Source organism: Hyphomonas sp. J20-32, from assembly GCF_055808555.1.
The window spans coordinates 2,931,618-2,949,488 of record NZ_CM147873.1 but is presented as its reverse complement, the minus strand read 5'-3'; the positions used below and the strand labels follow the sequence as shown (position 1 = coordinate 2,949,488).

Genomic DNA, 17,871 nt, shown 5'->3' with positions numbered 1-17,871 from the left:
ATCCTGAGCGCCCATATCGTATTGAGGACTTATTCCCCTGCGATATGGACCGCCACGACGACGTCACCGCACAGGGGCAGCAGCAGGCCCGGAGGCATCAGCGTGTCGATCGAGCTGCAGGCGCCGGTAAAATTGGCAAGGTCGTGATGGGTCATGCCGGAGAGGTCGGCCGCGACAAAGCGCACGTCGCGAAATGAGGCGCCGGCGACGTCGGCGCCGGTCATCACGACGCCTGTCATGATGGCGCCATTGAGGATGGTAGCCTTCATCACGGCCTTGTCGAATTTCGCGCCCGTGAGATTTGCACCGGAGAGGTCGGCTTCGTCGAGCTGGGTTTCACCCAGGTCTGCATCCGAGAAATTGGCGCCGACCATCAGCGCGCCCTGCATGTTTGCGCCGCGCAGGATGGTCTTTCGAAATTCCGCGCCGGTGGCCTGAACGCCCATGAGGCGCGCATTGGACAGGACGGCATCGGAGAAACGGGCGGATGTCAGGACGGCGGTGCGCAGGTCAACACCGGACGCTTTCGCACCTTCGAAATTTGCGCTGGCGGCCTGAATTCCGCGCATGAAGGCGAATTCGAGATTGGCGCCGGGATAGTTCGCGCCGCTAAGGGTCCAGCCTGACATGTTGCGACCGGCAAGGTTGCACCCGCCGCACGAGCCGACATAGCCAGGTTGCCAGGCAACCGGTTTGCCCTGCGCAAAGGCAGGCACCGAAACAGCCAAGAGGGCGATCACGGCCAGGAAGTTGAGGCGAAAAAGCATGCCAGTCATGTATCCGGAATATCGCTTTGTCTTATCCAGCTATACTGAACAAACCGTAACAACTGCAGAAGTGCAACACGTGTTGCCAAACTGTCGCGCGAGCGTTTCCCTTGGGAAAACCAGCAAAAGCCGTGCCTGTGGCCTGCGCGATTATTTGGAGACGCGGCCTTCCTCGCCACACGTATCGCAGGCCGTGTGGCCATCTTCGCTGATCGCGAAGACCGTGAAACTGCCACAGGATTCACACCCCTGTTCGAGATAGGCGGGCGATTCGAGCTCTTCGGTTTCGGCGTCGAGGTCGGATTCGGCCTGTTTCTCGGCGCGCCGCTTGTCGAGGATGACGATATTGTCGGGCAGGTGGCCACGTGAAAATCCGCGCGAAATAATCTGGGCGGCTTCCTCGGTGAATTCGGCCGGCTCACGCGTGGCATCGCCGGCGCCGCGGCCAAGGCCGTCATGTGTGACATCGACTTCCGCAAGGTCGTCGCGGCCGAGATAGGACACGGCCAGTTCCCGGAAGATGTAGTCGAGGATGGACGTGGCGCGGGTGATGCGATCATTTCCGGTGACCTGGCCAGCCGGCTCGAAGCGGGTGAACACGAAAGCGTCGACATATTCTTCAAGGGGCACGCCGTATTGCAGGCCGATGGAGGTCGCGATGGCGAAATTGTTCATCAGGCTGCGGAAGGCGGCCCCTTCCTTGTGCATGTCGAGGAAGATCTCGCCGAGATTGCCGTCATCGAATTCGCCGGTGTGGAGATAGACCTTGTGGCCGCCGACGGTGGCTTTCTGGATATAGCCCTTGCGCCTGTCCGGCAGCCGCGTGCGGGCGGCGGCCCGGGCCTCGTGGAATTCCGGCGAGGATTGCGGCATGTCGGCTTCGTCGGCGAGTTCTTCGGCGAGGGAGAGAATGTGTTCCATCCGGTCACGAACGTCCTCGCTGGCGGGCGCGCGATGGCCGACCAGGTGGGCCGACAGGCCGTCTGCGATGACAGCCTCGGCCATGTCGAGACCGGCGCGGGGACTGACCGACACGATGACACCGCCACCCAGCGCCTTGTTGCAGGCGGCGGCGAAGCGGATTTCGTCAGCTGGCGACACATCGAGCGCGAATCCGCACTCCTGAAGCGCGCGTGCGGCGATGGCCTCGCCGGCGCCATCGATGGCGGCCTCGGCTTTTGCGATGTCTGCCCGGGAAAAGCCCATGGCCGAGAGCACGCCGCGCCCGTCTGCGTCGAAATTCTCGGGGGTAAGTTTCAGGTCATGCGAGATGATCTCGTCGCCGAGCACCCAGCGCGAGAAGGCGGCATTGAGCGGCAGGCCCTCGCCAAGGGCGCGGCTGACACGGTCGAGTGCGGCTTCGGTAAAGCCCCGGTCGCGCAGGCGTGCGGTGCCGAGCGAGGACTCGAGATCCTGCGCGCCTGAGCCGGATATCCGGTCGAGCACGCCGGGCAGCGCTTCGGGCGCGCGTGCGGCAAGGCCGATTCGCGCGGCGCGGGTGAGGCTCGGGGCGTCGTCGCCGTAGGTCAGCACGGCGCGGACCGGGGCGGCAGCGTCGCTTTCGCAATCGGGCAGGGCTGCCATTGGATCGGTAACGGGCAGGATGAGCACGCGGCAGGGGCGCTTGCTGCCTGACTTGCGGGCCTGGAGGCCGAGCGCCCGGGCATGGCTCGCGCTGAAGGCGGTGCCCGTGGCGGCAGACCGCACGAGGGCGGCAATGGCGGCGCCGGCGGCTATGCCCGCGTCAGAAGCATAGTCGAGCCCGAGCGCCATCACGGCGGCGCCGAGGCCGGTGAGGACGATGACGCCATCCTTCATGCCGGCGGCGACAGCTTCCATGACCGAGACGAGGAACCCTTCCTCGAAGCCGTCAGGGCTGACGGCTTGCGAGACATCGACAAGTCGCGCAGGTGCGGCGGCTGGCGGCAGGGCTTCCTGCAGGAAAATGATCTCGCCGCCTTCTTTCAGCGCAGTCAGGAGGGATGGCTCGAGCGCGATGTCGACGGGCCGGGCGGTGAACACGGCAGGAGGCGGCGCGGGCGTATCGACGGCAGCGGCGCGCAGGGCGTCAGCCGTACGCAGGATGCCGCCGGGCAGGCGCAGCGCTTCCTCGAGCAGGTCCTGCGGCAGGCCGGAGGCGAGCGCCTCGGCCAGTTCGGCATTGCGGGGGGCCGGGCCGAGGCGTTCGAGCATTTCGGCGAGCGCGAGCTGTGACACGCTCTGCAGGCTGGCGGCGGAGGCCGACGCAGCGAGCGCGTCGAGGGCGCCAGGTGTCATGTCGGCCGGTGAGCGCCCGGCTGCGCGGCAGAGGGCGCCGAACGCCATTTCAGGCGATATGAGGCCATCGGATTCGGCGGCGATCAGGATTTCGTCCCGGCTCTGGTCAGGCATAAGCGGCTCCTTCGCGAATCACTCACGCAGAGCGTGACGGGTGCAGCGCGCCGCTTCAACTGCCTTGAGCGGATTATTGTGGTGATCAGGAGCGGTTTTCGCGCCTATTCGGGCGATTCTCCAAAGATCAGGTCAGGCAGGCCGTCTCCATTGGTATCATCCAGCGCAATTCCCGGGGCGAACCCCGTCCCGTCGTCAGAGGCAGGCCCAACCAGGATACGGAACGGAAGGTCGTATTGGCCCGGGTTGGGCAGGGTGGGATCGGCGAACGAATCGGCCCGGCCGGTGACGTCGACGGCCTGGTCAGGCGCGTCGAGACGACCGCCGCGCCTGAATTGCCCGGTGCCATCGCCGATAAAGAGCGGGCTTTCGCCGTCGATGGCGTAAAGCGCGAGATCGATCCGGGCGTCTCCGCTGAGGTCCTCGAGCTGGATTTGCGCGTAGCTGCCGGCGCTGCCTGCGACGGGGTGGGGGATGAACTGGCTCGAACCGTCATTGAGCAGGATTAGGCATTCCTGACCGTCCCCGCGGGCGATGGCCAAGTCTGTGTCGCCATCGGCGTCCACATCCGCCGCAGCGATGCCGGTCGCGCCGGTTTCCGTGCCGGGAAGGGGCGTGGCGAGGGTGAAGCCGCCGCGGCCATCTCCGGGCAGGAGGAGGCTGACGCCCGTTCGCCGGGCGATCGCCAAATCAGGCGCGCCGTCGCCATTCACGTCTGCAAGGACCATGTTGGTGATATCGCCGTCCGGCCCGCCTGCCAGAGCGAACTGGCCGGTGCCATCGTTCGGGAAAGCCCGCTGGGCGGGCCTTTCCTGGAGGGCGGTGCCGTCTGATTGCACAGTACCGGCGTTCGCGGCGTCGAGAACGATATAGGGTGAAAAGCGGTATGCGGGCGCCGGGTCATGCGATTCGGGCCTGGCCTGCGCCTGGCTCGACGCGCAAAGGCCGGCAGCGATCAGGGCGCCAATCACGGTGCATTTGCTGTTCACGTTCATGCGACCTGTCTCTTTCGCCTCGGCTTCCAGATTGGCGATGCTAGGCCAGATAAGCGATTGAGTCAGCCATATCGGCTTTTCGGCTGCCGCTTCTGGCGGGTGTGGCGCATTGCCTGCCGGTGCAGTCTGGATTAACAGGCCGACTGACGCCATATTGCGGCCATCAAGTCACGTCAGGACAGGCAGAACATGCTGAAGCAGATTTTCACCTGGTGGAGCGGTATTACCGTGGGCGCCTCATTCGATATCAAGCGGCGCAGCGGCTATGTCGGCACCGACGAGTACGGCAATCGCTATTTCGAGGACCGCAAGACATCGCTCGGAGGGCTCCACCGCCGGTACGTGATGTACAAGGGCCTGGCCGAACCGTCGAAAGTGCCCGCAGACTGGCATGGCTGGCTGCACCATACCGTGGACCAGCCACCGACCCACATGCCGCTGGAGCGGCGCGACTGGGAAACAGACCATACGCCGAACATGACGGGCACGCCTTATGCGGTGAAACCGAAAGGCAGCCTTTCAGAAGGCGCCCGGCGCCAGAAGTCGGACGGGGATTACGAGGCTTGGGCGCCCGATGCGTGAATCGTTCTTCGAAACCCTTGTCGGTGTGCTGGTCGTCGGCGTTGCAGCTGTCTTCCTGTGGTTCGCACTGGCTGTGGGGGGCGATGCGGAAACCAAGGGCGACCAGTACAATGTGCTGGCCCGGTTCAACAATGTGTCAGGGATATCGCGCGGGTCCGACGTGCGGATCGCAGGCGTGAAGGCCGGCGTTGTCAAATCAATCGAGGGTGATCCGGAACGGTTTGAAGCCGTGCTGACCCTGTCGTTGGACAAGAAATGGGCCCTGCCGGATGATACCGATGCGCGTATTTCGACGGATGGCCTGCTCGGAGGCAGCTATATCGGCCTTGAGCCCGGCGGCGGCTTCGACACGATCCCCCAAGATGGCACCGGAGAAATCCAGTATACACGCGGCAGCGTTGACCTGCTGACCTTGTTTGCCTCGTTCGCGGGCGGCGGCGGTGGCGGGGATGCCGCCAGCGCCGACGCAGCCAGCACGCCGCTTGATGCAGCAACAGCGCCTGCGCCGGCAACAGATCCCTATCCTGCCGGAGATGACGGACAATGATCCGATTCCTTACCGCAACTGCCCTTGCGCTAGGCTTGATGGGCGCTGCGCAAGCGGCGACCTTCGTGCAGAAGGACAAGGCGACTTTGCGGGCGCTGGACAAGATCACCGGCCGGTCGACGGACATCGACGTGAAGGTCGGGGAGCCGGTCGTTTTCGGTTCGCTGAAAGTGGAACTGAAGGCCTGCTACCAGACGCCGCCTGAAGAGGCGCCGGAAAGCGCCGCCTTCCTGAAAATCCATTCGACGCAGCCTGTTGCCGTCGAAACCATGGATGCTGCCGTGTCGGCCGATGTGGTGGAGACTGTCAGCGAGGAGAACCCGGAACTTTTCTCTGGCTGGATGTACGCATCGTCGCCCGGCCTCAGCGCGCTGGAGCACCCGGTCTATGACATCTGGGTGATCCGCTGTACCGCGCCAGCTCCGGTGAAGCTGCCGGCTCCCGTTATTGCGCCGGCCGATGAGCCGCTGCTGGACGATGTTCCGCCATCGCTGGATACCGAACCGACCCCGGAATAGAAGTCCGCTGTGATTGCCAGAGCGGCGCGCAGGCGCGCCTTGAAGTCCGCGCGCGGAATCTCGATCAATCCGAACTGTTCGAGATGCGGGTTGTGGAATTGCGCGTCGAGCAGTGCGAATCCGCCTTCGATGAGACGGGCGACCAGGTGGACCAGCGCTATTTTTGATGCGTCCGTGGCGCGCGAAAACATGCTCTCACCGAAGAACGCGCCGCCAATCGCGACACCATACAGGCCGCCGACGAGCTGGTCTCCGTCCCAACACTCGATGGAATGAGCGTGCCCTTCCCGGTGCAGTGTGCTGTAAAGATTAAGAATTGCGGAGTTTATCCAGGTGCTTTCGCGTCCCGCGTTTTCCTCGGCGCAAAACTCCATGACGCGCGTAAACGCCGTGTCGGCAGTCACGCGGTAGGGTTCCTGGATCACGGTCCGTTTCAGGCGCCGCGGGATGTGGAAAGAATCGAGCGGAAGGATTCCGCGCATATCGGGATCGACGAGGAACAGGTTCGGATCGTCGCGCGAATCCGCCATGGGAAAGACGCCCCGGCGATAGCAGGCGAGGAGGTCCTGAGTTCCGAAGCGCGACGACATGGCCCGAATATAAGTCTCTCAGCTGCGCCTGTCCATGGGTCCGGCTGCACCAGCTGTGGAGAAGGCCTGCGGCTTATTCGGCTGTAATCTTGTTCTCGGCGAGGAATTTTTCGAGCCAGTGGATATTGTAGTTGCCAGCCAGCACGTCTTCATTGTCGACGAGCCGCCGATGAAGGTCGAGCGTCGTGAAGACGCCGCCGACAACCATTTCCGCCAGAGCCCGGCGCAGGCGCATGATGCACTCGCGGCGTGTGCGACCGTGGACAATGAGCTTGCCGATCAGCGAGTCATAGTGTGGCGGGATGCGGTAGCCAGCATAGGCGGCGCTGTCGAGACGGACATCCGGGCCGCCCGGGGCGTGGAAATCCGAGATCAGGCCGGGAGAAGGCACGAAGGTTTCGGGGTGTTCGGCATTGATGCGACACTCGATGGCGTGCCCGACGAGCATGACGTCTTCCTGGCGAAACGAGAGCTCCTTGCCTTCGGCAATGCGGATCTGCTCGCGCACGAGGTCTATGCCGGTGATCATCTCTGTGACCGGATGCTCGACCTGCAGGCGGGTATTCATTTCGATGAAGTAGAACTTGCCGTCCTCGTAGAGGAATTCGATCGTGCCTGCGCCGCGATAGCCGAGCTTTTCCATCGCACGCGCGCAGATGCCGCCGATTTCCTCGCGCTGGGCCTGATTGAGGGCGGGCGAGGGCGCCTCCTCGAAGACTTTCTGGTTACGGCGCTGGAGGGAGCAGTCACGCTCCCAGAGATGGGCCACGTTGCCGTGAGTGTCTGCAATGACCTGGACCTCGATATGCCGCGGGCCCTGGAGGTATTTTTCCAGATACACGGCGTCGTCGCCAAAGGCGGCCTTGGCTTCGGTCTTGGCCGTACGCACGGCGTTTTCGAGTTCGGATTCGGTTTTCGCCAGCTTCATGCCGCGTCCGCCGCCGCCCGCAGAGGCTTTCACGAGGACCGGGTAACCGATCTTCTTGGCAGCCTTCTTGGCTTCGGCGATTGACCCCAGTGCGCCTTCCGAACCGGGAACGCAGGGCACGCCAGCCTCGATCATCGCCTGTTTGGCGGCGATCTTGTCACCCATGATGCGGATATGTTCAGCCGTCGGGCCGATAAAGGCGAGCCCATGGGCCTCAACCATTTCCGCGAACTGGGCATTTTCAGACAGGAAGCCGTAACCGGGATGAATGGCGTCAGCGCCAGTGATTTCGGCGGCAGCCAGAATTTGGGATTTCTTGAGGTAGCTCTCCGAGGAGGGAGGCGGCCCGATGCAGACGCTTTCGTCGGCCAGGCGCACAGCCATGGCGTCGCGGTCGGCCGTGGAATGGACGACAACTGTCGACAGGCCCATTTCCTTGCAGGCGCGGTGAATTCGCAGGGCAATTTCGCCGCGATTGGCGATCAGGACCTTCTTGATCGTGCGTGGCTGGGACATGCTATTCGATCAGGGCCAGCGGTTCGCCAAATTCCACCGGCTGCGAATCGGTGACGTAAAGGGCCGTCAGCGTGCCGGCACGGTCGGCTTCGACCGGATTGAAGGTTTTCATGGCTTCGACAAGCATGAGCGTATCGCCTTTTTTGACCTTGTCACCGATGTTGAAGAACTGTTTGGCGCCGGGTTCGGGGGCGAGGTAGACGGTGCCGACCATGGGCGACTTGATCGCATTGTCCGACACGGCAGGCGCTGCGGGCGCGCCCGCAGCAGCAGGAGCTGCGGCAGCGGCAACAGCCGCGACGGGGGCGGCAGCGGCGGGAGCCGCCATGACAGCGCTTTGCATGACTGGCGCAACCGGCTTGCTGACCCGGATTCGCAGGCCGTCATGCTCGATTTCCACTTCGCCGAGGTCTGCTTCCCGCAGGATCGCGGCCAGTTCCCGGACGAGGCCGGTGTCGAGTTTTGTCTTTGCAGTGCTCATGGGACGCTAATTATCTCCTTGGCCCGTCAGGGACTTGGCTGCCAGAAGCGCCAGCTCATAACCGTAGGCGCCGAGGCCCGCAATCGTAGCTTTTGCGACTGGCGCAACGTAATTCACTTGGCGGAAGGCTTCGCGCGCCGCCGGGTTGGACAGGTGCACTTCGATCACCGGCACCTTGCAGGCCCTGAGGGCATCATGCAAGGCCACAGATGTGTGAGTGTAGGCACCGGCATTGAGGATGATGGCAGCCCCTGCACGAGAGGCTTCCTGAACCCAATCCACCAGCTCGCCTTCGTGATTGGTCTGGCGCGCCTCCAAGGGCACGCCGCCAGCCAGGCTGCGCAGGCGGGTATGGATATCTTCAAGCGTTTCGTGGCCATAAATCTCCGGCTCGCGCGTACCGAGCAGGTTGAGGTTTGGCCCACCGAGAACATATATCGGTTTTGACATGGGCCCCGTCTTGCTCTGGAACGCCCGGCAAGGCAAGGGGGCTTTAAACCGGAGGCCGCAGACATGCAGATCATGCTGAATGGTGAGACGAGGCAGGTTAACCAAGGCACGACCCTGTCGATGCTGTTGGAAGAGCTGTCGGAGGCCACCGGGCGCGACCCGCGCGGCATTGCCGTGGAACGCAATCTCGAGATCGTGCCAAAGTCGGAACATGCCTTTACCGTGCTGGAAGAGGGAGACCGGCTGGAACTTGTGCAGTTCGTCGGGGGCGGTTGACCGGGTCAGGAGTTGACGGGCGGGGACAAGGCGGCCAGATCAGCACACATGACTGACACACCCTTGATCATTGCCGGAAAATCCTACGCGTCACGCCTCATTGTCGGGACCGGAAAATATGCGAGTTACCAGCAGAACGCCGATGCGGCGCGTGCGGCAGGGGCAGAGATTGTCACCGTGGCCCTGCGCCGGGTGAACCTGTCAGACCCCAGCCAGGACAAACTGACCGATTTCGTCAAACCGGACGAATTCACCTACCTGCCGAATACGGCGGGCTGCTACACAGCCGATGAGGCCGTGCGGACATTGCGACTGGCACGCGAGGCCGGCGGCTGGAATCTGGTGAAGCTGGAAGTGCTGGCCGACCAGAAAACGCTTTATCCGAACATGCCGGAGACGCTGGAGGCAGCGAAAGCCCTTATCGCGGACGGGTTCGAGGTCATGGTCTACTGCTCGGACGACCCGGTTTACGCCAAGATGCTGGAAGACGCAGGGTGCTGTGCAATCATGCCGCTCGGCAGCCTGATCGGGTCCGGGCTTGGCATCATGAACCCGGTCAATATCCGCCTGATCGTTGAACAGACCCGCGTGCCGGTGATCGTGGACGCAGGCGTCGGCACGGCGTCGGACGCGGCCATTGCCATGGAACTCGGCTGTGACGGCGTGCTGATGAACACGGCGATAGCGGCGGCGAAAGATCCGATCCTGATGGCGAGCGCGATGAAACATGCGGTGATTGCCGGACGGGAAGCTTACCTGGCGGGCCGCATGCCGAAGAAAATGTATGCCGATCCGAGTTCGCCCCTTGCCGGGCTGATCTAGTTGCGCGTCGCAATCATTGGCGCAGGACCTGCCGGCCTGATGGCCGCTGAAGCGCTAGTCTCTCGCGGTATCAGCGTCGACATCTATGACGCGATGCCGAGTTTCGGGCGGAAATTCCTGATGGCGGGCAAGAGCGGGCTGAATATCAGCCATGCCGAAGACCTGGACATTTTCCTGTCGCGTTATCGCAGCGATGCGCGCCTTGCGGACATGGTGCGGGGCTTCGGGCCGCATGAGGTCACCGAATGGATGCGCGGACTAGGCGTTGCCGCCCATACCGGGCCGACGGGGCGTGTATTTCCGGAAATGATGAAGGCGTCACCCTTGCTGAGGGCCTGGCTTGTCAGGTTGCAGGACGCCGGCGCAACGCTGTATCCGCGTCATCGCTGGCAAGGATGGGACGAAGCCGGTGCGCTGGTGTTCGACACGCCGACGGGCAAAGTGACGGCGGTGCCCGAAGCGGTTGTGCTGGCGCTGGGCGGCGCGAGCTGGAAACGTCTTGGGTCTGACGGAGCATGGGCTTCCGTTCTGGCGGCGAAGGGCGTGGCAATGACGCCATTCGGACCGTCGAATTGCGGATTCCTCGTGGACTGGTCTAGCCACATGAAGGACAAGTTTCCCGGCGATCCGGTGAAGGCGGTGCGTCTGTGGACGGATGGCCCGCACGGCCGTCAGGAGACGCGTTCCGAATTCGTGATTACAGAGCGCGGGATCGAGAGCGGTGGCATCTATACGCTATCGGCGACGCTGGTGGATGAGCTGGCGCGGGACGGCAAGGCGACTCTCTTCGTGGACCTGTTGCCGGATATGGATGAAGGCGTGATCGCGGCCAAACTCGCGCGACCGCGCGGCAAGCAGTCCATGGCCAATCACTTGCGCAAGAGCGTGAACGTGTCAGGCGTCAAACTGGCGCTGTTGCATGAGGCGACCGGGGGTCCATTGCCGGCCGACCCGGCGGCGCTGGCGCGGCTGATCAAGGCCGTGCCGCTGGCGATTGCCGGGACGGCGCCGCTGGACGAGGCGATCTCGACGACAGGCGGCGTTGCGTGGAGCGCGCTGGACGACCAGTTGATGCTGCGCGACATGCCGGGCGTGTTCTGCGCCGGGGAGATGATCGATTGGGATGCGCCGACAGGCGGCTACCTGATCACGGCGTGCCTCGCGACGGGCCGGGCGGCAGGCGAGGGCGCCGCTGACTGGCTGGCGCGGACCTAGATCCGGTAGACCTTGCGGGCGGTGCCGCTGAACATGGCATTCTGGTCAGCCTCCGGATAATCAGCCGCGATCTTCTTCAGGCCGTTCCAGAGCGTGCGATAGCCGATGGACAGGCGGTCAACCGGGAAATTGCTTTCGAACATGCAGCGCTCAGGCCCGAAGCATTTGATAGCATGGTGGTAGTAGGGGGCCTGGGCCTCGACGAACTCGTCGGATGTCGGCGGCGTGGCGCGTGTGTTCCAGCCAAAGCCATTGTCGGGCATGGCGAGGCCGCCGATCTTGGCGAAGACGTTCGGGCGCTCGGCGACGGCGGCGATGTCGTCTTTCCACTGGGCGAAATTGTCGTCGCGCTTGCCTTCGTAGGGGCCGACGCCGAGCGGCGTGCCGAAATGGTCGAGGATCATGGTCGTGCCGGGCACGGCGGCGGCGAGTTCGGCGAAATCCAGGATCTGGTGGTGATAGTTCCACGTATCATAGGTGAAGCCGCGTTGCCCAAGGCGCTTGACGCCGCGCCGGAAGTCCGGGTCGCGGTAGAGACCGACGGGCGCACGGCCGGGAATGGAGAAGGCGGCGCTATCCGGATCGTGCGCGCCGGCGTGGCGGATTCCCTTGAACAGGCCGTTGGCCGCGGCGATGTGCGCATCGAGAATTTCGTCCAGGTTGGCGAGGCGGAGGTCTGCATGGCCGACGAAGCCGGCGATGGTGGCCTTGTCCGGATCGGCGGCGGAGCGGGCGGCGGCGGCCGCGATGAATTCGGTTTCGCCGATCGGCTTGAAGCAGTCCGGGCCATCCTCGCGATATGAGGCGCCGCATTCCATGAACACGGTATGGGTGACATTGTGGCCGTCTTCGGTGTCGGACCAGAGTTCTTCGAGGTCGTAGCTGAGGAAGGGCCTGGGCCAGAGGTGGTGGTGGGGGTCGACGATCTCGCGGTCCGGATCGATCACGTCTTCGCGGACATGTGCGAGCCATTCTGTATTGTTGAACATGGGAGCCTCCTGCCTTGCCGTCAGCCTCTGGTGAACTGTGCGCCCATTCAGGGCGCAATGAAACGATGAGGCAAGGGGTGGCGCGGCGTCAGGCTTCCGCTTTATGAACCGGTGATAGCTCTCCTTAAGGTTTGTCCCGTCGTAATAGAACGTCCGAAACCAGACGAGGCGAATGACTGCTCCGATTGCCCATGCGAGAGGAGCAACTAGTGCCCAAAAAATAATTATTCTACGTGACCAACCAGCCGAAAGGATACCGAGAACCAGGATCGGTAACCAGATCATCAGAACGCCAAACCGGAATGAATGCCATGCATCTACCAAGGCGAAATGAAAGGAAAATTTCATTCGCTTTCAGTTCTAGGCTTTTACCAGGCCGATCTCGCGGAGGCGTTCCATGAGATAGTCCTGCGCGGTGATCGGGGGCTGGGCCTTGCCGCCTTCGGCGACGCACTGGGGCAGGGCCTCGATCAGGACATCCTGGTTGAAGTGCAGGAAGAAGGGCGTCGAATAGCGCGGGAACTTCGCGCGTTCCGGGGCCGGATTCATGACGCGGTGTGTCGTCGAGGGCAGGACGCCGCCGGTCAGGCGCTGCAGCATGTCGCCGCAATTGATGACCAGCGCGCCGGCTGGCGGGTTGACGCTCAGCCACTCGCCGGACCGGTGCTTGACCTGGAGGCCGGCTTCTTCGGCGCCGAGCAGGAGCGTGATCACGTTGATGTCTTCATGTGCGCCAGCGCGGACCGTGCCTTCGGGCGGCGGGCTTGCCTGCGGAGGGTAGTGGAGCAGGCGGAGGATGGAATTACCCATCTCGACCCGGTCTTCAAACCATGTCTCGTCGAGGCCAAGGTGCAGGGCGATGGCACGCAGCAGGTCTCGGCCCATCTGGTCGAGCGCGTCAAAGAGGGCGCGCGTGGCTTGGTCGAAATTGTCCACTTCCGCGACATGCGGCGTGTCGGCCATGGTCGCACGATAGGGCGAGTTGGCGGGCAGCAGCCTGCCCGTGTGCCAGAATTCCTTGAGATCGGCCTGAGCGCGGCCCTTGGCGTTCTCGGTGGCGAAGGCGGTATAGCCGCGCTGTCCGCCGCCGGACCGTCCATCATATTTGAGCTTCACCTCTTCGGGCAGGGCGAAGAATGCCTTGGTGGCGCGCAGGTTCGCGTCGATGACGTTCTGATCGACAGGGTGGCCAGCGATGACGGCAAAGCCCGTCTCGCGGAAGGAATTGCCCAGCGCTTCGGCAAAAGCGGCCTTGTCTTCGCGCCAGAGCGCATAGGGGATCGGTTTGAAATATTCGGTCATGGGTTTCGTTTGCCAGATTGTCGCGAGACCGGAAAGTGAAAATGGCTTTCGGGCTGTCAGAGGCCTGCGAGCGGGCGGACGTTAACGAGGCGACCCCAGACGGTAACACTCTGCCTCTTCGAGCAGTTCGGCGTTAACCATAACGCAAGTGTCTGACGGCACTCTTCACCCATCGCCGGACAAGGCGGGTGGTGGATGCCAAAGCAGGACACGGGAAGGATCCCGGCGATGCGGCGGCAAGGTGAAACAGGAACAAGACAATGCCCTTTGCAGATTACGCTATAGATCTCGCTTCAATGCTCGGACCGGATTCGGCTCCCGAAGAACTTTACCAGGCAGGACTGGTCTATTCGACCGGACTGAACGTGGAAGTCGACATGATTGCCGCGCACAAATGGTTCAACCTCGCCGCCCTGCGCGGTTCGGAAGAAGCCAAGGTCCAGCGCGCCGAACTGGCCGACATGATGACCTCTGACGAGGTCAAGCAGGCCCTTCAGTCGGCCCGTGAGTGGCTCAAACTGATGAACTAGGCTTTCGCGGCTCGCCCGGATGCAAAAGCTCCTGTCCGGGCGCTGCTGTTAAGCTTAATGAAATATCAAACGGCAGCGTGCGAGTTTGATTCCTTACGCGACGCGCTGTGAGGAGCCGCAATCGACATGCCTGTGACCGAGGCCCCCAACCGAGATCCGGCGGAAAATGGCATGGCCCGGACGTCCGCGTCGCGGCCACCTCTCGGGACGGCTGACCTGATTGTGCAGTTCTGGCGGGCAAAGTGGCTCATGCTGCTGGTGTTCGTGCCGGTGCTTGCGCTCGGCCTTGCGGCGGCCCTGTCACGACCTGACCAGTATGAATCGCGCTCGCGCCTGATCGTGTCATCCGTCAGCGGCGCCAGTCATGATGACCTTGTCCAGCCCGAGCTGGAATTCCTGCGCAGCCCGGTGGTTGCTGCCCGCGTACTCGACCGGTTTCCGATGTCGCGCCTGTATCCCAAGCTCAACCAGTCTTGTGAAGTCAGGAGCCGAGCGGTGCGGGGGGATGCCGATGGGCTTCGCCGACTAGCCGCTGAATGCCGCCAGATGAGCGCAGACGCGATGAAGCGGGACTTCCATGCCTGGTCGGCCTCAAGGGCCCCCGTCATCACAGCGACTTACCGGAATGGAGACGCGGAAACATCCGCAGAAGTACTCAATGCGCTGGTCGGGGCCTATCTAGCCTATCGCGCGCAAGTGCTGGCGCAGCCGCAAGCCGTCAGGCCATCGGTCGACCGGACCGAACTGGAAGCGCGGCTGCTGGAATCCGAAGCTGCTGTTGGCGGCTTCCTTGAGGTTCAGGGTGTCAGCAATTTCGAAGCAGAGCGCGAAACCGTACAGGCGCTCTACCAGGCCGCCAGCGAAGACCTGCTCGAGACAGATTCCCGCCTTCAGCAGGTGGAGAGCCAGCTAGGCGTCTATCGGCAACAGATCAGGGCAATCCGGCCGCAACAACGCATCTTCGTCGAGGACTCGACCGAGCAAACCCTGATCGACCTAAAGCTTGAGCGCGAAGCCCTGCTGGTGGATCATTTGCCGGGGTCTGCCGTGGTGCAGGACATGGACCGGCGCATCGCTCGGGCTGAAACCTTCATCGATACGCTGGGCCGGCCGGTCGGCACCGTGCGAACGGGCCCCAACCCGCGCTACGAGCAGATGCAGTCGGTTATTGGAGACCTGCAGGCAGAAGCCGCTTCGCTGAAAGACCAGCAGGCCGCCCTGGCGCGGCAGATCGCCGGATTCGAGGCGCGACAGGCCCGCCTCACCAGCCTCGAACCCCGCTACAAGGAGCTGATGCGCAAGCGGGATTTGCTGGAACGTGACCTGATGTCAGAGGTGAGACAGGAAGTGGACGCCAGCGTGAGCCGCTTCGACGGCATCCGCGTGCTTGAGCCTGCCAACGTGCCTTTGAGGCCGATCGCGACGCGACCGATCGTTGTGGTCCTGGCCTTCTTGCTGGCCTGTTTGGCCGCTATTGTTGCCGGGCTGCTCAAAGCCCTTACCCGCACGGGCTTTGCCACGCGGCGCTCGGTCGAGCGGACGCTGGACCTGCCTGTGCTCGCAACGGTCCGGGAGGTCTGAGCAAGGATGCGCGACCTGCGACCGGATCTGGCGACGCTGTGGAGCGTCGCAACACGCCTGAGGCCTCAGCAGGGCGCTCGCACAGTCATGTTTGTCGCCGCGCGAAGTGGCGAAGGCACGAGCAGCATGGCAGCTTCGTTTGCCCTTATGGCAGCGGAACATGCTGAACGGACGGCCTGGCTGGTCGATCTCGAACTGACCAGGAATGCGGCATTTACTGCGTTTGAGACGGGGTTTGCGGGCGGGGGCGCGCGGCCCGGACGGGCGTATGACGCCGCGCTCGGATGTGCGCCAATGTATGAATTGATGCCGGCGGCCCAAGGCGGTACGGCGAAGCTTCTGACGGCACATCCCGTGACCGGAACGCGTTTGCTGGTGACGCGGTTCCGGACCGAGCGGCTGGCGCGCGGCCAGACGGTGCGCCTGCGCTCACAGACTGGCTGGTGGCGGGCGCTGCGCCGGTCGACAGACTGGATCGTCGTGGACGCGCCAGCACTGGACCGTTCGGACGTCGCGTTGGATGTCGCCAGTGAAGCCGACGGCGTGGTGTTGGTTGTGCAGGCTGAATCGACGGGTGCCGAGGAGGTTGCAGAAGCCCAACTCGCCATCGAGAGCCGCGGCGGATATGTCATCGGTGTGGTGCTGAACCGCATGCGGGCCGATGCACGATTTGCCGGACGGATCGCGAGCTAGGGCCTGGCTGGCGACTGGCGCTGTGAAGAAGCCTCATGTAGTCAGGTGCCGAACCGACAAGGACCGACTCGTTGCCAGCTGCAGACCTGATCGATGGCGAATACGACTATATTATTATCGGTGCCGGGTCGGCAGGGTGCGTTGTTGCCAACCGGTTGTCAGCCGACCCTGGCAAACGTGTGCTGCTGCTCGAAGCGGGCGGACACGACAACTGGATGTGGTTCCACATTCCGGTCGGCTACCTGTTCGCCATCGGAAATCCGCGATCTGACTGGATGTTCGAGACGGTTGCGCAATCCGGTCTGAACGGGCGCCAGCTATCTTATCCGAGAGGCAAGGTGCTTGGCGGTTCGTCGGCGATCAACGCGATGATTTCGATGCGCGGACAGGCGGCGGACTATGACCATTGGCGCGACTTCGGTTTGCCGGGATGGGGCTGGTCAGATGTCTTGCCGGTGTTCAAAAGGATAGAGGACCATTTCCTTGGCGAGACAGAGCATCACGGGGCGGGCGGCGAATGGCGCGTCGAATACCCGCGCGTGCGCTGGGACATTCTAGATGCCGTCAGCGATGCAGCCAGCGAGATGGGTGTTCCGGCAACGGAAGACTTCAATACCGGCGACAATGAAGGGGTTGGGTATTTTCACGTCAACCAGAAACGGGGCCTGCGCTGGTCGGCGGCGCGGGGATTCCTGAAACCGGCTTTGCGCCGGAGCAACCTGCGAACCGAAACGGGTTGTCTGGTGGACCGGCTGGTCATGGAAGGCGGGCGGGCTGTGGGCGTCGATTTCCAGCAAGGCAGGCAGCAGCGCAGGGCCGTTGCCAAGGGGGAAGTCATCCTTTGCGCGGGGGCGGTCGGGTCGGTACAGATCCTTCATCGCTCGGGCATTGGTCCGGCTGACTGGTTGTCGGCGGCGGGCATCGCTCCCCTGATTGATCGGCAGGGCGTAGGGCGCAACCTTCAGGACCATTTGCAGCAACGGGCGATCTTTCGCGTGTCGGGCACGCGGACATTGAACGAGACCTATCATTCCCTGCTCGGCCGGATGGGCATGGGACTGGACTATGCCGTGCGGCGGCGCGGTCCGCTGACAATGGCGCCCTCGCAACTGGGAATCTTTGCGCGGTCAGACGCAGGGCAGGACAGGGCCAATCTCGAGTTTCACATCCAGCCGCTGTCGCTCGACAAGTTCGGCGATCCGCTCCACCGGTTTCCAGCGATAACGGCGAGCGCCTGCAACCTGCGCCCGACATCGCGCGGGGAAGTGAAAATCGTGTCGGCCGAGGCCGAGGCCAGGCCCCTGATTCATCCGAACTATCTCGCGACCGAGCAGGACCGGGCAGTGGCGGCCGATGCCATTCGGATGACCCGGCGCCTGATGGCACAGCCTGCGCTTGCGCCGTTTCACCCGGACGAAATGTTGCCGGGGCCAGACGTGGGCGATGATGATGCGTCCCTGGCCAAGGCGGCCGGTGATATCGGGACGACGATTTTCCATCCAGTCGGCACCGCGCGGATGGGCCGGACCGATGACCCGCTGGCTGTCGTCGACAAGGACCTGAAGGTTCATGGGCTAGCCGGGCTGCGCGTGATCGATGCCTCCGTGATGCCGACGATTGTATCAGGGAACACCAACACACCGACGATCATGATCGCCGAAAAGGTATCGCGGGACATGGCGGAAGGGCGCTCGTGAA

General features: G+C 63.3%; 17 protein-coding genes and 2 pseudogenes. 10 read left to right on the top strand and 9 right to left on the bottom strand.

Features of this window, described 5'->3' with window-relative positions; all coding sequences use genetic code 11:
- Window positions 1–29: 29 nt before the first annotated feature.
- The 3 genes and pseudogenes from AC0L7I_RS14230 to AC0L7I_RS14220 all read right to left on the bottom strand — a co-directional run bounded on the left by AC0L7I_RS14230 (window position 30) and on the right by AC0L7I_RS14220 (window position 4,306).
- Window positions 30–776 (bottom strand): pentapeptide repeat-containing protein, encoded by a 747-nt coding sequence (locus AC0L7I_RS14230; protein ID WP_473397084.1) that lies wholly within the window; start codon window positions 774–776, stop codon window positions 30–32.
- Between the two features lie 141 nt (window positions 777–917).
- A pseudogene (locus AC0L7I_RS14225) lies at window positions 918–1,607 on the bottom strand (TSCPD domain-containing protein); the annotation flags it as partial.
- A gap of 1,655 nt (window positions 1,608–3,262) precedes the next feature.
- The gene (locus AC0L7I_RS14220) at window positions 3,263–4,306 is read right to left on the bottom strand and encodes an FG-GAP-like repeat-containing protein (protein ID WP_473397083.1); all 1,044 of its coding nucleotides are present in this window, start codon (window positions 4,304–4,306) and stop codon (window positions 3,263–3,265) included.
- Window positions 4,307–4,342: 36 nt separating this feature from the next.
- On the opposite strand from AC0L7I_RS14220, the gene AC0L7I_RS14215 reads away from it, so the two are divergent.
- The 3 genes and pseudogenes from AC0L7I_RS14215 to AC0L7I_RS14205 form a co-directional block, all read left to right on the top strand.
- On the top strand, window positions 4,343–4,735 hold the full coding sequence (locus tag AC0L7I_RS14215) for an NADH:ubiquinone oxidoreductase subunit NDUFA12 (RefSeq protein ID WP_473397082.1): 393 nt from the start codon (window positions 4,343–4,345) through the stop codon (window positions 4,733–4,735).
- Entirely contained in the window at window positions 4,728–5,282 is a 555-nt protein-coding gene (mlaD, locus tag AC0L7I_RS14210; RefSeq protein ID WP_473397081.1) for an outer membrane lipid asymmetry maintenance protein MlaD, read from the top strand. The genes AC0L7I_RS14215 and mlaD overlap by 8 nt, the downstream gene beginning before the upstream one ends.
- Window positions 5,279–5,632, top strand: a pseudogene (locus AC0L7I_RS14205) (DUF2155 domain-containing protein); the annotation flags it as partial. The gene mlaD and the pseudogene AC0L7I_RS14205, both read left to right, overlap by 4 nt.
- 35 nt (window positions 5,633–5,667) lie before the next feature.
- Here AC0L7I_RS14205 and aat read toward each other — a convergent pair.
- The 4 genes from aat to aroQ all read right to left on the bottom strand — a co-directional run bounded on the left by aat (window position 5,668) and on the right by aroQ (window position 8,765).
- On the bottom strand, window positions 5,668–6,390 hold the full coding sequence (gene aat, locus AC0L7I_RS14200) for a leucyl/phenylalanyl-tRNA--protein transferase (protein ID WP_473397080.1): 723 nt from the start codon (window positions 6,388–6,390) through the stop codon (window positions 5,668–5,670).
- 73 nt (window positions 6,391–6,463) lie between these two features.
- On the bottom strand, window positions 6,464–7,834 hold the full coding sequence (gene accC, locus AC0L7I_RS14195; RefSeq protein ID WP_473397079.1) for an acetyl-CoA carboxylase biotin carboxylase subunit: 1,371 nt from the start codon (window positions 7,832–7,834) through the stop codon (window positions 6,464–6,466).
- A gap of 1 nt (window position 7,835) precedes the next feature.
- On the bottom strand, window positions 7,836–8,315 hold the full coding sequence (gene accB / locus AC0L7I_RS14190; RefSeq protein ID WP_473397078.1) for an acetyl-CoA carboxylase biotin carboxyl carrier protein: 480 nt from the start codon (window positions 8,313–8,315) through the stop codon (window positions 7,836–7,838).
- Between the two features lie 6 nt (window positions 8,316–8,321).
- Window positions 8,322–8,765: a type II 3-dehydroquinate dehydratase gene (gene aroQ, locus AC0L7I_RS14185; protein WP_473397077.1), complete on the bottom strand. Its 444-nt coding sequence runs from the start codon at window positions 8,763–8,765 to the stop codon at window positions 8,322–8,324.
- Window positions 8,766–8,828: 63 nt separating this feature from the next.
- Here aroQ and thiS point away from each other — a divergent pair, with 63 nt between their 5' ends.
- Genes thiS through AC0L7I_RS14170 form a run of 3 tightly spaced genes read left to right on the top strand, consistent with a single transcriptional unit; the run spans window position 8,829 to window position 11,078 of the window.
- On the top strand, window positions 8,829–9,041 hold the full coding sequence (thiS, locus tag AC0L7I_RS14180) for a sulfur carrier protein ThiS (protein WP_473397076.1): 213 nt from the start codon (window positions 8,829–8,831) through the stop codon (window positions 9,039–9,041).
- A 48-nt stretch (window positions 9,042–9,089) separates the two neighbouring features.
- Window positions 9,090–9,863: a thiazole synthase gene (locus AC0L7I_RS14175; RefSeq protein WP_473397075.1), complete on the top strand. Its 774-nt coding sequence runs from the start codon at window positions 9,090–9,092 to the stop codon at window positions 9,861–9,863.
- The gene (locus AC0L7I_RS14170; RefSeq protein ID WP_473397074.1) at window positions 9,864–11,078 is read left to right on the top strand and encodes a TIGR03862 family flavoprotein; all 1,215 of its coding nucleotides are present in this window, start codon (window positions 9,864–9,866) and stop codon (window positions 11,076–11,078) included. It abuts the gene before it with no gap.
- Here the strand turns inward: AC0L7I_RS14170 and AC0L7I_RS14165 are convergent.
- Window positions 11,075–12,067, bottom strand: a complete 993-nt coding sequence (locus AC0L7I_RS14165; RefSeq protein ID WP_473397073.1) for an amidohydrolase family protein — start codon at window positions 12,065–12,067, stop codon at window positions 11,075–11,077. The two genes, AC0L7I_RS14170 and AC0L7I_RS14165, sit on opposite strands and share 4 nt — an antisense overlap.
- Before the next feature lie 360 nt (window positions 12,068–12,427).
- On the bottom strand, window positions 12,428–13,369 hold the full coding sequence (locus tag AC0L7I_RS14160) for an isopenicillin N synthase family dioxygenase (protein WP_473397072.1): 942 nt from the start codon (window positions 13,367–13,369) through the stop codon (window positions 12,428–12,430).
- Window positions 13,370–13,629: 260 nt separating this feature from the next.
- On the opposite strand from AC0L7I_RS14160, the gene AC0L7I_RS14155 reads away from it, so the two are divergent.
- The 4 genes from AC0L7I_RS14155 (at window position 13,630) to AC0L7I_RS14140 (ending at window position 17,870) form a co-directional block, all read left to right on the top strand.
- Entirely contained in the window at window positions 13,630–13,899 is a 270-nt protein-coding gene (locus AC0L7I_RS14155; protein WP_473397071.1) for a hypothetical protein, read from the top strand.
- A gap of 171 nt (window positions 13,900–14,070) precedes the next feature.
- Entirely contained in the window at window positions 14,071–15,480 is a 1,410-nt protein-coding gene (locus tag AC0L7I_RS14150; RefSeq protein ID WP_473397070.1) for a Wzz/FepE/Etk N-terminal domain-containing protein, read from the top strand.
- 6 nt (window positions 15,481–15,486) lie between these two features.
- Window positions 15,487–16,173 (top strand): P-loop NTPase family protein, encoded by a 687-nt coding sequence (locus tag AC0L7I_RS14145; RefSeq protein ID WP_473397069.1) that lies wholly within the window; start codon window positions 15,487–15,489, stop codon window positions 16,171–16,173.
- A 71-nt stretch (window positions 16,174–16,244) separates the two neighbouring features.
- Window positions 16,245–17,870, top strand: coding sequence for a GMC family oxidoreductase (locus tag AC0L7I_RS14140; RefSeq protein WP_473397068.1), 1,626 nt, complete (start codon window positions 16,245–16,247; stop codon window positions 17,868–17,870).
- Window position 17,871 lies beyond the last annotated feature (1 nt).

Bases quoted from the DNA above. Each gene is read 5' to 3' on its own strand.
- AC0L7I_RS14230 (WP_473397084.1), bottom strand. From the start codon at position 776: ATGACTGGCATGCTTTTTCGCCTCAACTTCCTGGCCGTGATCGCCCTC.
- AC0L7I_RS14220 (WP_473397083.1), bottom strand. From the start codon at position 4,306: ATGGCGTCAGTCGGCCTGTTAATCCAGACTGCACCGGCAGGCAATGCG.
- AC0L7I_RS14215 (WP_473397082.1), top strand. From the start codon at position 4,343: ATGCTGAAGCAGATTTTCACCTGGTGGAGCGGTATTACCGTGGGCGCC.
- mlaD (WP_473397081.1), top strand. From the start codon at position 4,728: ATGCGTGAATCGTTCTTCGAAACCCTTGTCGGTGTGCTGGTCGTCGGC.
- aat (WP_473397080.1), bottom strand. From the start codon at position 6,390: ATGTCGTCGCGCTTCGGAACTCAGGACCTCCTCGCCTGCTATCGCCGG.
- accC (WP_473397079.1), bottom strand. From the start codon at position 7,834: ATGTCCCAGCCACGCACGATCAAGAAGGTCCTGATCGCCAATCGCGGC.
- accB (WP_473397078.1), bottom strand. From the start codon at position 8,315: ATGAGCACTGCAAAGACAAAACTCGACACCGGCCTCGTCCGGGAACTG.
- aroQ (WP_473397077.1), bottom strand. From the start codon at position 8,765: ATGTCAAAACCGATATATGTTCTCGGTGGGCCAAACCTCAACCTGCTC.
- thiS (WP_473397076.1), top strand. From the start codon at position 8,829: ATGCAGATCATGCTGAATGGTGAGACGAGGCAGGTTAACCAAGGCACG.
- AC0L7I_RS14175 (WP_473397075.1), top strand. From the start codon at position 9,090: ATGACTGACACACCCTTGATCATTGCCGGAAAATCCTACGCGTCACGC.
- AC0L7I_RS14165 (WP_473397073.1), bottom strand. From the start codon at position 12,067: ATGTTCAACAATACAGAATGGCTCGCACATGTCCGCGAAGACGTGATC.
- AC0L7I_RS14160 (WP_473397072.1), bottom strand. From the start codon at position 13,369: ATGACCGAATATTTCAAACCGATCCCCTATGCGCTCTGGCGCGAAGAC.
- AC0L7I_RS14155 (WP_473397071.1), top strand. From the start codon at position 13,630: ATGCCCTTTGCAGATTACGCTATAGATCTCGCTTCAATGCTCGGACCG.
- AC0L7I_RS14150 (WP_473397070.1), top strand. From the start codon at position 14,071: ATGGCCCGGACGTCCGCGTCGCGGCCACCTCTCGGGACGGCTGACCTG.
- AC0L7I_RS14145 (WP_473397069.1), top strand. From the start codon at position 15,487: ATGCGCGACCTGCGACCGGATCTGGCGACGCTGTGGAGCGTCGCAACA.